Source organism: Bariatricus sp. HCP28S3_D3 (assembly GCF_052065755.1).
In the GTDB taxonomy this organism is placed as follows: domain Bacteria; phylum Bacillota; class Clostridia; order Lachnospirales; family Lachnospiraceae; genus Allocoprococcus.
Map to the genome: position 1 here is coordinate 229652 of NZ_JBQHTK010000001.1, position 15079 is coordinate 244730.

A 15079-nucleotide genomic window follows, 5' to 3' on the forward strand; every position below is an offset into this window, starting at 1 on the left:
CCTGGCTTAAATTACTCGTTCCTAATAGCCGCCAGCGGGCTTAACCGCATTGCCCTTAGTGCAGGGAAATACCCCGCTACCATTCCGACCAGTACCGCAAATCCTATAGATGCAAGTGCCAGCCAGGGCGGAATATAAGAGATTCCGCTACTCATTCCCATCGCATCTCCGGCACTTCCTACAACAAAGTTGATCACACCGGATATTGCGAAGCTTAATATATTTCCGATCACTCCTCCAAGGAAACCGATGAATGCTGCCTCCAGAAGGAAGAGCTGCTTGATATTCTTTAAGCTGCAGCCCAGAACCTTAAATACACCGATTTCTTTTGTGCGTTCGTAGATAGACATCATCATTGTATTGGCAATTCCGATTGCTGCGACCAGCAGAGATACCGCTCCGATTCCCCCAAGAACCGCCTGAACAATAGCGAACTGTTTCTTCATACTCTCCATATATTCGATGTTGCTGTCTACATTGTATCCCAGTTCCCGAAGCGTATTGGAAACCTCTTCTACATGATCCAGATCATCCACTTTCACTCTGGCAGAAGAGTAAGCAAAGAATTTATATGGCTTACCCGTCTTTGTTGATGGCTGCCCCGGAATCACTCTTCCGGAAAACTCTTTTTTCAACATATTTTTCAACGTTGTCACATCACAATAAGCACTATAGTAAAATGGTGTATATGTTTCCACGTCTCCATCCACCACACCACTTGCCTTGACGACATGCTTTTTTGCAGTATGCGTAGTTCCGGACGAACCATCACCGTACCTCATATCATCATATGACTGCACATCCAGAATCAGGAACAGTGAATCCTTCTCCAGATCAATATCCGGAAGCTCACCTGTTTCCCAGTATCCGCTTCCTCCGTTTTTGTCATAAAACTGCATCAGTACACCGTTTCCATAGACCAACTCCAATACATTGCCTCCCTCCTTCGGAAAGCTTCCGCCTTCCTTCAGAGGCATATTCTGTGCTTCCATTGCTTCTTTGGTGGTTCCGATCAGATTGATATAGCCCATGTATTTTCCCTTTAACGCATAGGCACTCATCTCATAGACCGGCGCAGCAAGGGTTACATGTTCCACACCCGCAATTTCCTTGATTGTATCATCGGTAATGTACTTGGTCGTATCATCTTCTTCACCGTCATAATACGTCATGGCGTCACCGGCGCTTTTTCCGGTAACCGTGAGCATCGTAAGACCACCCGACTGTTCCACCTCTTCATACAGCGAACGCTGAAGTCCCATTCCCAGAGAAATCATAACAACAATAGAGGCTGTACCGATAATCACGCCCAGAACTGTCAGAAATGTCCGGAGCTTCCGTCTCTTAAGATTCCCGATGCTCATCCTCAATAAGTCTATGATACTCATCGACTAAGCCTTCCTCCTCTTCTTCCAGTCTGCGTTTTTTCTTCTTTTTCATGATCATTATTCCTACAACCACCGCCGCAATGATCAAAAGTCCTACAATAATCGGTATGATTGGAAGAGACGATTTCGATTCTTCCATCATGGTATCGTCCATGTTCATATCATCCATGATTGCTTCCATAATCTCAAGCTGAAACTCTTTCTCGGATTCCGTCACATTTCCGGATTCATCTTCATAGCTCAGTATCATTTTCATCGTCTCCGGACCGGCTGTCGCCTCTTCCGCCAGCAACATTCCGTCGATACTCGCCGTTGCTCCGGATTCTACATTTCCCACAAAAATTTCTTCCGTCTTAATACCGTTTCCTTCAAACCTTGCTTTCACGTTGTATAATTTGACTCTTCCGAGGTTATACAGCTCACACATAATGTTGGCTTCTTCCCCGACAGAAATCGTTGCCGGATTGATCTCGAACTCACTGAATTCAAATCTTGCATCCTGCTTGACCGGAATAGAAACCGAAGACATACTCTCGTACTGTCCGCCTTCCGAATCTTCATATTTCATCGATATTTCCACACTATACGGTTTCTGTACCAGATCTGATTTTGCATTCAGTTCAATCGAAATATCCTGTGTTCCGTTTGCCTTGATCTTCTCCAGATAAATGGAACTGGAACCGGAAGATGGGAGAAATGCCGGGGAAGCCGTCTCATCACTTCCCTCTGTAGGCGAACTCAGATCAAACAGCATATTACTGACCGCCGTCTTCTTGGAAGTATTTTTCAAATGAATCGTCAGGCGGAAATCGCTTCCTGCCTTCACTTCTGCCGGATTCGTTGAAAATCCGGTCACGATCACACGCGGAGTTGATACGTTTCCGCCTCCGGAGGATCCTCCGTCTATATTTGTGATACCGCCTGCATCCCCATAGTTTGTTGGAAGGTCGTCAACGCTCGTTCCAGTATTTCCGGACGGTTCCTGTGTCGTCTGTCCGCCCTGATTATTCTGACCGGACTGATTGTCCTGTGATTTTTCTTCTTCCTTCGCAATCGTCTTTACATAAATTCCATATTCGCCGTCAATTTTTCTGCCGGATTCATCATCCGCTTCTGCCGTAAAGTCAAACGGCAGTTTATAATATGTAAGGCTGACATTTTCACGGGCAGTGAACTCAAATTCTACCGTCAGTTTCTCACCCGGTTCCATATGATCGATACCATAAGTATAATCTTTGTTCTCAATCTCAAACGGCCATTCTTCAATCTTTTCACTGACCCTTGGTGTAATCCGTATATTTTTCAGATTCACACCTCCCGTATTCTGGGCAGTCAGTTTCAGTTTCTTCGTTTCCGAATACTTATAACTTAAAATCGTATTATCGGCTGCCTGCACGCTCAGCATGGGAATCCCCACAGAAGTTTCTTCCGCTCTTGCCGGAATTGCCGGCACCACTCCCATCAGAACTGCCAGGCAAATCATGATTGCTCCCAGTTTTCTCAATTTTTTCATACTCTCTGCTCCTTGTTTTCTGCTTTTTTCTCTTTCTTCTCTTCCTTCAGCGTCTGAAGTGCCTCTTTCCTGCCTCTGTTATCCTCGATTCGTACAATTTCTCCATCTATAATATGAAAGACTCTGTCCGCATAAGTGGCAAGATGATCGTCATGCGTAACCATAACCAGGGTTTTGTTCTGTTTGCGTACCACATCCTGCATCAGCTTCATCACCTCTTCGGAGGTGTGCGAATCCAGATTGCCTGTCGGTTCATCCGCAAATATGATCTTCGGGTTCACGACCAGTGCTCTGGCGACCCCGACTCTTTGCTGCTGTCCGCCCGACATCTGGTTCGGAAGATGTTTCTTATGTTTCTTCAGATTGACCAGCTCCAGCATTTGATCTGCCTTTTTCAATCTACTCGTCCTTCCCTCCCCTCTGAAAGTAAGTGGCAGCGCCACATTTTCCAGAGCATTCATTGTACCGATGAGGTGAAAGGACTGGAAGATAAATCCTACATTATCCCGCCGGAAACTGACCAGTTCGTCTTCCTTTAGCTTTTCAATATGCTGACCGCCTATGATGATTTCTCCCTTTGTGGGCTTTTCAAGTCCTGCCAGCATATTCAGAAGTGTGGATTTTCCGGATCCGGATGTCCCGACTATCGCACAGAATTCACCTTGATGGATCTCAAAGTCAACACCATTCAGCGCACGAACCACACTGTCTCCGACGCGGTAGAGTTTATACAGATTATGTACTTCGATAACATTCTCCATGAAACTCCTCCTCTCACAAAGTTATGTACTCAGTATATCGGATAATTCTACACAAAAAACGGTGAAATTAGTTAAGATTATCTTAATTTTCCGCAGAAGGAACAGACAGACTATCTTCTTGCCCGATACATAGCTGCCAGCGTATCCACCACGTCCTGAATATCCATGAGACTAACATTAAATAACATCTGGTGAGATTCAATGCTCCCCCATGTATTTCCGGTATGCTTCTCATAGTATTCTTTTCGTTCCGCATCGGTTTTCTTGATTTTTTCCCATGCTTCTTCTTCATTCAGATTATAGATTCTCATGATTCTGTGAATTCTGTCCCTGATCTCCGCATAAACAAAAGCATTCAGGCAGGTATGCCGCCCTTCCAGAATGTAATCCGCACATCGCCCGATAATGATACAGGGCTCTTTATCTGCCAGCTTACGGATCAGATCAGATTGTATCTGAAAGACTTCTTTACTGAGCTGCCCTTCATCGGACTGATCCGGCAAAAGCCCCATTTCTTTGGTTGCCATCTGAATCAGGTTGCGGTCATAAAGGGGTATGCCGAGTCTGTCGGACAAACGCTTCCCGACTTCGTGTCCACCGCTTCCGAATTGCCTTCCAATAGTAATAATCACATTTTTTTTCATACTGACCGCCTCCCATTTTATCTGAAAATAGTTGATTATATTATACAATATTCTATCTTTTGCCGCAATCACGAGAAGAAAAAACAGACAGCTTTTCTCAAAGAAATCCTGTCTGTTTTACAAAGTCTGATCGATTAATTATGTGCTTCCAACACTTCTTCCGCAATATTTCTTGCATGATCGGAAATACGTTCCATGCATACAAGCGTATCCAGAAATACAATACCTGCTTCTGTATTGCACTGGTTGTTCGTCAGCCTTTCGATATGTTTTGCGCGAAGCGAGATCTCCATTCCATCCGCTTCCGTCTCTTTCTCAATTGTCTTAAGTGCGCTGTCCTTGTCGTTTTCTTCAAACGCCTTCAACGCGTTCAGATAACTATCTGTACAAACCTCTATCATCTCTGTCAGATGTTCTCTTCCCACTTCTGAGAACATCACCTTTTTCTCAGCCAGAGCTTCTGCAAATTCGGAAATATTCTCACAGTAATCACTGATACGTTCCATATCAGATACGACCTGAAGGATGTGGGCAACATCCTGATGTTCTCTCTGACTGATCTGCAGTGAAGTCAATTTGATCGCATAAGATGTAATTCCGGCACTCAGCTTATCGACAGTCTCTTCATCCTCCCTAAGAAGCTGAATTTCGTCTTCATTCAATGAGAACAAGACATCTTTGGCCACCTGTAGTGACTTTTCAACAATATGTCCCATTCTGATAACTTCTGAAAACAGAGACTGAAGTGCAAGACTCGGCGTCTCCATCATACGTTCATCAAGGAGTACCATACTGTCATCTTTTTCACCATCCTCGACTTTACCGATCTTCTTCGCAAGTTTAATAATATAATCGGAAAGTGGGAAAAGCATTACAGTTGTCGCAATATTGAATATCGTATGCACCATACTGATCTGTGTCTGCGTTATTGTTCCTGTTGCCCATGCGGGGTTTACTGTTTTCAAGTAAATGATTGCCACAATACTGAATAAGACGGTTCCTATAATATTAAACAGAAGATGCATCAGCGCTGCTGTCTTGGCATTCTTCTTCGCTCCCATACTTGAAAGGATCGCAGTCACACATGTACCGATATTCTGACCCATGATGATATAGATTGCAGCACCGAAAGGTACCAGTCCCGCTGCAGCAAGACTCTGCAGGATTCCGACCGATGCAGAAGAACTCTGGATGACAGCCGTCACAACCGCGCCTGCAATAATACCAAGTATCGGATTGTGTCCCAATTTCACAAAAATACTGCAGAACGCCTCTGAATCCTTAAGTGGTGCAACGGATGCGGACATCGTTGAGATTCCGACAAACAGAAGTCCAAACCCGATCACGATACTGGAAACATCTTTTGATGAACGCCGCTTTCCGGTCAGCATAATGATAACACCAAGCATGATCGCAAGCGGCGCAAGCGTAGACGGACTCAGGAACTCGGCCCATTCCACACTGGACACCAGCCAGCCGGTGATCGTTGTACCTACATTGGCTCCCATGATAACACCCATGGCCTGCTGCAGATTCATGATTCCGGCATTGACAAAACCGACCACCATGACCGTTGTGGCGGAAGAACTCTGGATTACTGCCGTGATAAATGCTCCTAGAAGCACACCGAAAAACTTATTTTTCGTCAAGACTCCCAGCAGTGATTTCATGCGGTCCCCGGCAGCATTCTCCAGTCCCTGTGCCATGATCTGCATTCCATAGATAAACATTCCCAGTCCCCCGACAAAGGGGATGATAATACTTACATAATCCATGCTTTTTCTCCTCTTATGTATGATTGTTTGAAATGTCAGACCGCCCTGTTTCCGTACATTCCGGTATGATTCGGTGTCCGTTCAGGATAACCTCTTTTAATACGTCACCACAATAACAGAGCTTCATAGAGAAGAACGGAGCATTTTCATTCAAAAGCCGGAAGAAAATCTTATCTCCTTCCCACAGATTCAGTTTTTCAACATCCTGCTTTTTCACCCACTTCAGTGTACCTTCCCGACACTCACCGATCTCACCGGTATAACCATCTGCCGTGTACAAAAAAATATACTCTGATTCCCATCCTTCACTCAAAAAAGTCAGGACACCGCGCAGGCGGTAGGAAGTAAGACGCAGTCCCGTCTCTTCCCATACCTCCCGCAGCAGACATTCTTCCGGACTTTCATCCGGCTCAAACTTTCCACCGACTCCAATCCATTTATCTTTATTTACATCATTTTTCTTTTTGACACGATGAAGCATCAGATAAGAATCTTCATTTTCAATATAGCATAGTGTTGTTAATACCATTGTTCCGTCCTCATTTCAGACATTTTCCGTCAATTTTGATTGTATCATTCTTTATACGAGAACACAATGAAGTTTTTTATTTCTTCATCTTCGGCTCAAAAATCCAGGATGCCAGATATCCGAATACAAGAGCAGCACAGATCCCTACCGCGCTGGCCTTAAATCCTCCCATGAAGATTCCGATAAATCCGTTTTGATCGACTGCCTCTTTTACGCCCTTCCACAATGTATTTCCAAATCCCAGAAGCGGCACGCTCACACCGGCACCCGCATATTCCTGCAAGGGTTTGAAAATCTGGGTAAATCCCAGAATACAGCCTGTCACAACCAAAAACACCATAACCCTTCCGGGCATCATCTTCGTACGATCCAGCAGAATCTGTGCCAGTGCACAGAGCAGCCCGCCTACCCAGAATGCATTCACATAATCCATTTGTCTCTCCTCCTGTCTCTGTTACATTTTCTTATGCCTCATCCAATCTGCTTTTTCCTTCTAACAGTGTTCCAGAATGATTCCATGTGCGATTCCCGGTACGCTTTCTCCTTCGTTATAGCTGACGGTAGACATCAGTGCGCCGGTCGGTACAAATAAAATTCGCTTCCACTCACCCTTTTCCAGTTTTGGAAGAATATATGCAGACAGTGTTGCCGCCGCACATCCGCAGCCGCTTCCTCCGGCATTGGTGTTCTGTGTTTTCTGGTCAAAGATCAGCATTCCGCAGTCCATATGATTTTCTTTGATATCTTCTCCGTTTTTACGGATCAGGTCAAATAATATCGTCTGTCCTACATATCCCAGATCTCCGGTTATAATCCGGTCATAATCACTTGTCTGATATCCGAAATCCGCAAGATTCTGCAAAATCGTATCACAGGCCGCAGGCGCCATACAGGCTCCCATGTTTTGTGAATCCTTCATACCGTAATCCACTATTTTTCCAATTGTCACACCACCGATTCGCACATGACTCTTCTTTTTGCCCACAAGAAATGCCCCGCTTCCGGTCACAGTCCAAGACGCGGAAAGCGGCCTCTGATTCGCATATCCAAGCGGAAACCGGAACTCTTTTTCCGCACTCCCGAAATGACTGGAGGTTACTGCCAGAACCTGCTCTGCGTAACCTCCTGCTACCGTCATTGACGCAAGTGCAATCGCCTCCCCGGAGGTAGAACAAGCTCCAAAAAGTCCGAACATGGGTATTTTCAGCTCCTCCACACCCATTGAAGTTGCAATTCCCTGGCGAAGCAGATCACCGCCAAAGAGATACCGAATCTCTTCCGGCATAACTCCTGCCTTTTTCATCGCAAGCTGACAGGCCATAGTCTGCATCGTGCTTTCCGCCGCTTCCCATGTCTGCTCTCCAAACAGATCGTCGTCTGACGCAATATCAAATTTTTTTCCCAGCGGACCTTCACTCTCTTTCTTTCCAACTACCGAGCCGCTGCTGGTAAGAAACGGAGATTCTCCAAATAAAATGCTCTGCATCCCTTTCATGTGATTCATTGCCGGCACCCCATTTCTTCCTGTGCCAGACGGTTCACAAGATTCTCCATTTCATTTTTAGATTTCACTCGTCTGCTTTCTTCTTCTACACTCCTTTTCTGCATTTCATCCATATTGGAAAATGCTTTCATCGCCTTCTCATTCATTGCCAGATTCATTGTAAAACCGATCGGCAATTCTCTTACATTTCTTTCTTCCATACTTCTTTCTCCTGTCATTTCATCCTGATAAATCAGATAATCTTTTAAGTCATCTTCTAAAATGATTTTCTTACCTGCATAGTATAACTCATATCTTTCGTTTCTAAGCTGGAAACATTATCCAATCTATTCCATGATCCGGCATCAGCGCCACTCCGACCGAGGAGCTGTCAGGAATCGGCGTGAGCACTCCAATCTCCTCGTTCTGGCCACGGTTGATTGCATACAGAATCTCTTCCTTTTTCTTCATTTTTTCCAGCACCTGTGTGCTGTTATGTACTTGTGGATTGTCCTTATCAAATCGGACCATATCCAACGTTTCTATCAAACTCTTTTCTTTTAGTGTAATTCCATATCTGACGATATAATTACCATCGCTGTCCATCAGGAATAAATATTTAGCCTGCTTCTCCTCCAGAATCTGATTAAACAGTTCCATATCATCCAGCGGAATTTCACCATACAGAACTATCAGGGAAATCTTTCCAGGATGCTCCAAAAGATAGTCCATTGCCTCCTGACCATTGCAAACCTCATGCACAGTGTAATACTCTTCCAGCATTGATTTCAGGAGTTCTCTGTTCATTTCATTATCATCAACAATCAGAATCGAATATTTTTCTCCACTACATATTTTCAATATTTCTTCTTCCTTCGCAATCACATCAACCGATGCTTTGCTTTCTGTCTTTTTATCCAACAGCTGTTCAAACTCCTCATACGGTACAGGTTTTGCGTAGTAATATCCCTGCACATAATCGCAGCCTAAACTTTTCAGCTTTTCAATCTGCTCTTTCGTCTCCACGCCTTCTGCAATCGTAGACAGATTCAGCCATTTTGACAAGCTAATGATAAACCCAAGAATATTTTTCCGGTCATTGGAGTTCTTTTGTATGATCTGCTGCGGTTCATCGGTGTAAACCGATTCCGTGATTTCCAGATGCAGATATTTTCGTTCGATCTCATACTGATCTGCAAGATGGGTGATCCTTTCTACGAGTCCCGGCAATTCAAAATCCACCCGAGAAACATTGACAGAGATTGGAATCATCGTTCTGTTTTCCTCTTTCCATTTTCTCAGTATTTTACATGCTTCCTCCCACACATAATAATCCACTTTTACAATAAATCCATTTTTTTCAAATAACGGAATGAACTCCCCCGGAGACATAAATCCCATTTCCGGATGGATCCATCGCACCAATGCCTCTGCTCCGATGATATTCTCTGTATTGATATCATATTTTGCCTGATAATAAACCTGAAACTGGCGTTCTTTTAACGCTCTTTCCATCGTATCAAGGATTTGCTGTTCACGAAGAAGTGTTGCACGAAGAGAGTCATCGTACATAGCTACATTTTTACCGTACATCTTTTTGATACGGTTCAGCGCCAGTACAGCTCTGTCGCACATCCCGGACGGTACGATTCTGCGATCTACATGCTCATATATTCCATATTTGATCACCAGATTTCGAAATTCCATCTCATTCTCATTTTCTCCAAACTGCCATAGAATCCGTTCCTTCCAGCTTCCGTCACCATGCCGGATCAGCATAGCAAATACATCTCCATGCATACGGGTACAGATTCCTTCTCCATTCAGAAGTCTCTGATACTTATCCGCCAGGTAGCAAAGCACTTTATCTCCATTTTTGATTCCAAAACGTTCATTGACCACTTTAAAGTTCTCTACGTCTGCTACGACCATATCATACTGCGTATCCGGATCTTTCTCCAGAATGTCTGAGACCTGCAAGTAAAACGCTTCTCTGCTGCAAAGCCCGGTAAGATGATCGCACTCATTGTTATGCGTTCTTTCACTTTGCATTCTATTTCCCGTTTTCACAGTACCCCTCCCCGATCTTTTGTCCTTTCATATCTTTGATACAATACTCCTTTCAGCAGCATGATTGCCCAAAATGCCACTATATGTTTCATTTCACCAAAATATGCTGTGTTTTACTAGATAAACATGAGCACTTTTTCCATTTTTACACACGAAACTAATAAAGGAGTGGCTTACACCACTCCGGTCACTGTTCCGATCCAATATATGATTCCTAATACCCAGCTTGTAAAGATTCCATATAGAATGACCGGTCCGGCTATCGTAAAGATCTTACATCCGATTCCCATGACCTGTCCTTCTTTCTTATACTCGATTGCCGGTGCAGCTACTGAGTTGGCAAATCCCGTAATCGGCACAAGCGCACCTGCTCCTCCCCAGTCTGCAATCTTCGGATACACTCCGATTCCGGTGAGGATCACACTCAAAAGCACTAAAATCATAGAGCACCACCCTCCACTCGTATCTTGATCCAATCCCAGCATTTCACAATAGTTCAGAATCCCCTGCCCTATCACGCAGATCACTCCTCCTGTCACAAAAGCTTTTGCCATATCCGGTCCCAGCTTTCTTACTGGAGTTCTTTCTTTTACATACTTTTCATAACCATTCTGTTTCATTTGCATCCTCCAACCACATTCTTTTTTACCATCTCATGTAGAAATACCAGATTGCTCCGATTCCTTTTCCGAGTGCCATCCCCAGAATCAGAAACGGAATACACTTTATCAATTTTATTCTTCGCACAAAAATAGGAAAAATATTCAGCACCTCCGCCAGTGCCATAGACCAGCAGCCCACGAAGATTCCGGAGAATAATCCGAACACAGACAGCAGCCATCTTCCCCCCGGAATCCAGATCTGATAGACCCAGAAGAGATTTCCCAGAATTCCTCCGGCTGCTATACAGTCCTCATACCACAGAATTTTTTCTCCGGTATGGGTTCGATCGGCAAAATCCGAAACAACTCCTAATCCGATGATAAATGAGAACAGTCCTGCTGCCGTTCCCATTCCGGCACTAAGCCCCAGTATTCCCAGAAGAATCTGTTTTCCCCACATCCAGCTCCATCTCCTTTCTGGAGTATGCCTCGATCAGAGTTGACTGTATATCGTTTTCATAGAGCCGCATTTCCACTTCCATAGGCGTCGGATCTACAGAGAACCTCTTTCCTCCAAAATGATTGAAAAATACCAGTATCCCTATAATCAGACCAATACTGTATGTGAGTTCCAGCAGAGAAAAACCGTCTGACGGATGCCCCATTACCTGACTGTAGATCTGACCGAACATTTTCGTTATTCCGACATCATTATTAAACGACATGATGGAAAAAGCAGCTCCCAGAAATGTAATCCCCGAAATAACGCAGACTTTGGCCAGATGATACAGCCGGTTTTGCTTTTTCGGGTTTTCATATGTGATGATAAGATCGATCTCTCCTTCATTCTGAATCGTCAGGTTCGGATATTCCTTATGAATGCATTCAATCACTTTCAGAACCGATATAACAAAACGATGCTGCCCTTTTTCAGGAATTTTCAGAATCCGCAGAGTTTTGACCTTATTCAGCACATTCTGATTACTGCATTCCATAGAAAGTAAATCTCCCAACGTCACTTCCAGCTTTGATACCTCTGTGTTTTTTTCCCCTTTTATATACAAAATATCATTTCCGGATGCCATAGCAGTTGTCCCCTTCCCATCCATACATTTTTGCAACCAGAGTCCCCTCTGTCCGATCGTCCGAGTATTCCATGGTCTGAAAATAGTAAACTGCTCCGATAATGACCGCAAACATCAAAACTGCCAGCAGTAAGATGCGGATCCTTCTTTTTGTTTTTTCCATAATCCACACACCTCTCTTTCTGCTGGTAGTATGTCATCTTTTTTGTAAAATATGCAGTTTTCTTGTTTTTTTATAGTTGTCTCCTGAGCTCTTCCAATATCTTTTTCTCCATTCTTGACACCTGAACCTGAGAAATTCCCAGTTGTTCTCCAACTTCTGTCTGAGTCTTGTCCGCAAAATATCGAAGATAGATCAATTGTCTTTCCTCCTTTCCGAGCTGCTCTAGCAGTTCTCTGAACAAAATTCGTTCCAGTACCCGGTCTTCTCCAGATTCCTGCTCTTTCAGCTTGTCCAGAAGTTGAATCTCCTGCCCATCTTTCTGATAAACCGTTTGGTGAATCGATTCCACTTCTGCATTTGCTTCCATAGCCATGACCAGATCTTCCTTTTCTACCCCCATACACTCTGCAAGTTCATGGAGCATTGGCTCTCTTCCCCATTTTCTCTGTAATTCCTCCTGACATGCAAAAGCCTTGTATGCCAGCTCTTTTAGAGACCTGCTTACTTTGATCATTCCGTCATCTCTCAAGAAACGTTTGATCTCTCCTGAAATCATTGGAACTGCATAAGTTGAAAATTTCACATCATAAGACAGATCAAATTTATCAATTGCTTTTAAAAGACCGATACTTCCAATCTGAAACAGATCCTCCGCTTCTGCGCCTCTTCCATAAAATCGTTTTACCACACACCAGATTAGTCCGGTATTCTCTTCCACCAATTGTGCTCTCGCTTCTTCATCTCCTTCGTGAGATTTTTGGATTAAAGCGAGCGTGTGTTCCATATTTGATTACTGTCTCCTGTTGTTTTTTTCATTTTAACGATCGTCCCTTCGCCGGGAATGGATTCTACTTCTACTTTGTCCATAAACGCTTCCATAAATGCAAACCCCATACCGGAACGATCCTGCTCCGGTTTCGAAGTATAAAGTGGCTCCATCGCTCTTTGAACATCTTCAATTCCGATTCCATAATCTTCCACTTCTAAGTAAAGTTCCCTTCCTGAAACACAACAATAAATTCGTATTTTGCCTTTTTCCTTCTCATAGCCGTGAATAATCGAATTTGTAACGGCTTCGGAAACTGCTGTTTTCACATCGGACACTTCCTCCAGAATCGGATTCATCTGTGTCATAAATGCCGCCACGGCAACTCTTGCAAATCCTTCGTTTTCTGACAGGCTGTCAAATACCAGCTCCATCTCATTTTTCTTTCCCTCTGCTGCATATTCCATTACTCCATATCCTCCTCATAAAGCTGCATAATTTTGGTTACCCCTGACATATTCAGGATTTTCTTCATGCGTTCTCCCACATGAACTGCCCAGACTTCACCTCCGAGAAGATAGATCTGCCTATATCTTCCCATAATGACTCCAATCCCGGAGCTGTCCATAAAATTCGTACTGCTAAAATCAAATATCACATGCTTAATATGCTTCTTTGCAATGACCTGATCGGCCTCTTTTCTGATTTCTTCCGCATTGTGATGATCCACCTCCTTTGGCAGAAAAATCGTCAGACAATTTTCTTCAACCTGATACTGCATAGATACTCCTCCTTTTATTAATTCACGCCCAACGGACGCTTTTGTCATATGCCTTACCACAGAACCAAAAGAAAAAGGATATGCATATCCGCATATCCTTCTCTCTCGTATATTATGATAATGATTTTCCTCTATTCTGTTCCTGTATTTCCCGTCTGGCTGCCATCTGCTGTATTTTGTCCGTCATTCTGTGACGATGCTGTATTCATTGCATCCAGAGCACTCTGGGCATCTGTCGCAGCCTGTGTTCCTGAATAATCTGATACGACCTTCCCATATGCTTCTTTCGCCTTATCAGCATCACCGCTGCCGGCATATGCATCTCCCAGAAGTTTCATAGCCTCACCATCGCTATAACCTGCCTCCATTCTGACGACCTTCTCCAGATTCGTGACTGCATCTGCATAATTGCTTTCATTCAGATTCTCCTTTGCCCGTGCAAGAAGGCGTGAACACATCGTCGGGAAAAGCTCTCCTGAGATTTCATCATAGATAGCTTTTCCTTGTTCGCCCAGCGCATCCGGGCTCACCGTAAACAGTCCATCCAACATGTCTGCATTACTGGTTGCTCCGCCTTCGTACTGCTCCGCCACCTTCATCAAAGCCTCATAACTTTGCTGTGTGGACTGGGCAGTCTGCAATGCATTTTCTGCCTGATCACTGGTATTCCGATAACTTTCCAGTTCTTTTTTCAATGTCTCAATCTGTGTATCCCGCGACTCCACCTCTTCACTCAATGCAATCACATTCCGGTTCGCATTTTCTGTACGTTTCTGGTTGACAGCAGGCGATATAAGAAACCAGACTACTGCTGCCCCGACCAGAATGCCAATCAGAATGTTGACAATCGTCAGCACAGCCGCATTATCTTTAAGGCTCGCAGATACCGGCTGGATGATCGTTTCATTTCCGAGATTATAGGTTACCGTCTGTTCCTTCTCTTCTTTCAGCTTTGCCACTTTCTGACTTCGCATCTGTGTCAATTCATGCATATACGCAAGTGTGATCTCGTTGGTAATGTCCATCTTATGCGCACGTCGCAAGATCTGCCTTGCCTTAGCATACTGCTCTGTATGAAGGTATAAAAGTGCAAGAAGCTGATGCGCCTTCAGGAAACTCGGATGCGCTGCAATGACCTTTTTAAGCTGTATGATTGCAAGATCCTCTCCATTCTGGCGACAGTATAGAAGGCACTGATTGTATTTGTGAATCGCCTGATTGATCGTCTCCAGCTCACTCGGTGTCTCCTGTACTTTTTTAATATAGTAATTGGCAATATTCTCATAAGACTTGAAATTCTTACTGATGATCCACTCCACCAAAGCCTCTACCACTTCACCTCGGCCATAATACACAAGTCCCAATAGATTTCTTGCCGCAATATTCTCTCTGTTATATTGTAAACTCCTCCTCAAAGACAAAATAGCCCCGGACAGATCCCGGATTTTTGCCTTTTTCAGACCATCATTGTACCAGTAATTTGACTGATACGCAAACTTCTGTAAATAATCCATGAAAC

At 44.0% G+C, this 15079-nt stretch carries 18 protein-coding genes; all 18 read right to left on the bottom strand.

Annotated features, from left to right (window positions below; all coding sequences use genetic code 11):
• Positions 1 to 11: 11 nt before the first annotated feature.
• Positions 12 to 1388: an ABC transporter permease gene (locus ACTNB3_RS01055; RefSeq protein ID WP_441024174.1), complete on the bottom strand. Its 1377-nt coding sequence runs from the start codon at positions 1386 to 1388 to the stop codon at positions 12 to 14.
• On the bottom strand, positions 1345 to 2901 hold the full coding sequence (locus ACTNB3_RS01060) for a COG1361 S-layer family protein (RefSeq protein ID WP_427806283.1): 1557 nt from the start codon (positions 2899 to 2901) through the stop codon (positions 1345 to 1347). Before ACTNB3_RS01060 ends, ACTNB3_RS01055 begins: the two co-directional genes overlap by 44 nt.
• Positions 2898 to 3662, bottom strand: coding sequence for an ABC transporter ATP-binding protein (locus ACTNB3_RS01065; RefSeq protein ID WP_427806282.1), 765 nt, complete (start codon positions 3660 to 3662; stop codon positions 2898 to 2900). The genes ACTNB3_RS01060 and ACTNB3_RS01065 overlap by 4 nt, the downstream gene beginning before the upstream one ends.
• Positions 3663 to 3772: 110 nt before the next feature.
• Entirely contained in the window at positions 3773 to 4306 is a 534-nt protein-coding gene (locus ACTNB3_RS01070; RefSeq protein ID WP_427806281.1) for an AAA family ATPase, read from the bottom strand.
• Positions 4307 to 4440: 134 nt separating this feature from the next.
• Positions 4441 to 6081 (bottom strand): Na/Pi cotransporter family protein, encoded by a 1641-nt coding sequence (locus ACTNB3_RS01075; protein ID WP_427806280.1) that lies wholly within the window; start codon positions 6079 to 6081, stop codon positions 4441 to 4443.
• Positions 6082 to 6094: 13 nt separating this feature from the next.
• On the bottom strand, positions 6095 to 6610 hold the full coding sequence (locus tag ACTNB3_RS01080) for an NUDIX hydrolase (RefSeq protein ID WP_441024176.1): 516 nt from the start codon (positions 6608 to 6610) through the stop codon (positions 6095 to 6097).
• 76 nt (positions 6611 to 6686) lie between these two features.
• Positions 6687 to 7043 (bottom strand): SpoVA/SpoVAEb family sporulation membrane protein, encoded by a 357-nt coding sequence (locus tag ACTNB3_RS01085; protein ID WP_427806278.1) that lies wholly within the window; start codon positions 7041 to 7043, stop codon positions 6687 to 6689.
• 60 nt (positions 7044 to 7103) lie between these two features.
• Positions 7104 to 8114, bottom strand: coding sequence for a stage V sporulation protein AD (locus ACTNB3_RS01090; RefSeq protein ID WP_427806277.1), 1011 nt, complete (start codon positions 8112 to 8114; stop codon positions 7104 to 7106).
• Positions 8111 to 8314: a hypothetical protein gene (locus tag ACTNB3_RS01095; RefSeq protein WP_427806276.1), complete on the bottom strand. Its 204-nt coding sequence runs from the start codon at positions 8312 to 8314 to the stop codon at positions 8111 to 8113. The genes ACTNB3_RS01090 and ACTNB3_RS01095 overlap by 4 nt, the downstream gene beginning before the upstream one ends.
• A gap of 103 nt (positions 8315 to 8417) precedes the next feature.
• A complete protein-coding gene (locus ACTNB3_RS01100) occupies positions 8418 to 10163 on the bottom strand; it encodes an EAL domain-containing protein (RefSeq protein WP_441024179.1) in 1746 nt (581 codons plus the stop codon).
• A gap of 173 nt (positions 10164 to 10336) precedes the next feature.
• Positions 10337 to 10789, bottom strand: a complete 453-nt coding sequence (locus ACTNB3_RS01105; RefSeq protein WP_427806271.1) for a SpoVA/SpoVAEb family sporulation membrane protein — start codon at positions 10787 to 10789, stop codon at positions 10337 to 10339.
• A gap of 19 nt (positions 10790 to 10808) precedes the next feature.
• Positions 10809 to 11225: a stage V sporulation protein AB gene (locus ACTNB3_RS01110; RefSeq protein ID WP_427806270.1), complete on the bottom strand. Its 417-nt coding sequence runs from the start codon at positions 11223 to 11225 to the stop codon at positions 10809 to 10811.
• Positions 11185 to 11850 carry a stage V sporulation protein AA gene (locus tag ACTNB3_RS01115; protein WP_427806269.1) on the bottom strand — a complete coding sequence of 222 codons (666 nt, stop codon included), beginning with the start codon at positions 11848 to 11850 and terminating at the stop codon, positions 11185 to 11187. The genes ACTNB3_RS01110 and ACTNB3_RS01115 overlap by 41 nt, the downstream gene beginning before the upstream one ends.
• Positions 11834 to 12013: a hypothetical protein gene (locus ACTNB3_RS01120; protein ID WP_427818870.1), complete on the bottom strand. Its 180-nt coding sequence runs from the start codon at positions 12011 to 12013 to the stop codon at positions 11834 to 11836. Before ACTNB3_RS01120 ends, ACTNB3_RS01115 begins: the two co-directional genes overlap by 17 nt.
• Before the next feature lie 70 nt (positions 12014 to 12083).
• Entirely contained in the window at positions 12084 to 12797 is a 714-nt protein-coding gene (gene sigF / locus ACTNB3_RS01125; RefSeq protein WP_441024181.1) for an RNA polymerase sporulation sigma factor SigF, read from the bottom strand.
• Positions 12776 to 13246, bottom strand: a complete 471-nt coding sequence (spoIIAB, locus tag ACTNB3_RS01130; RefSeq protein WP_427806266.1) for an anti-sigma F factor — start codon at positions 13244 to 13246, stop codon at positions 12776 to 12778. Before spoIIAB ends, sigF begins: the two co-directional genes overlap by 22 nt.
• The gene (locus ACTNB3_RS01135) at positions 13246 to 13560 is read right to left on the bottom strand and encodes an STAS domain-containing protein (protein ID WP_427806265.1); all 315 of its coding nucleotides are present in this window, start codon (positions 13558 to 13560) and stop codon (positions 13246 to 13248) included. Before ACTNB3_RS01135 ends, spoIIAB begins: the two co-directional genes overlap by 1 nt.
• A gap of 131 nt (positions 13561 to 13691) precedes the next feature.
• Positions 13692 to 15074 (bottom strand): tetratricopeptide repeat protein, encoded by a 1383-nt coding sequence (locus ACTNB3_RS01140; RefSeq protein WP_427806264.1) that lies wholly within the window; start codon positions 15072 to 15074, stop codon positions 13692 to 13694.
• Positions 15075 to 15079: the final 5 nt, after the last annotated feature.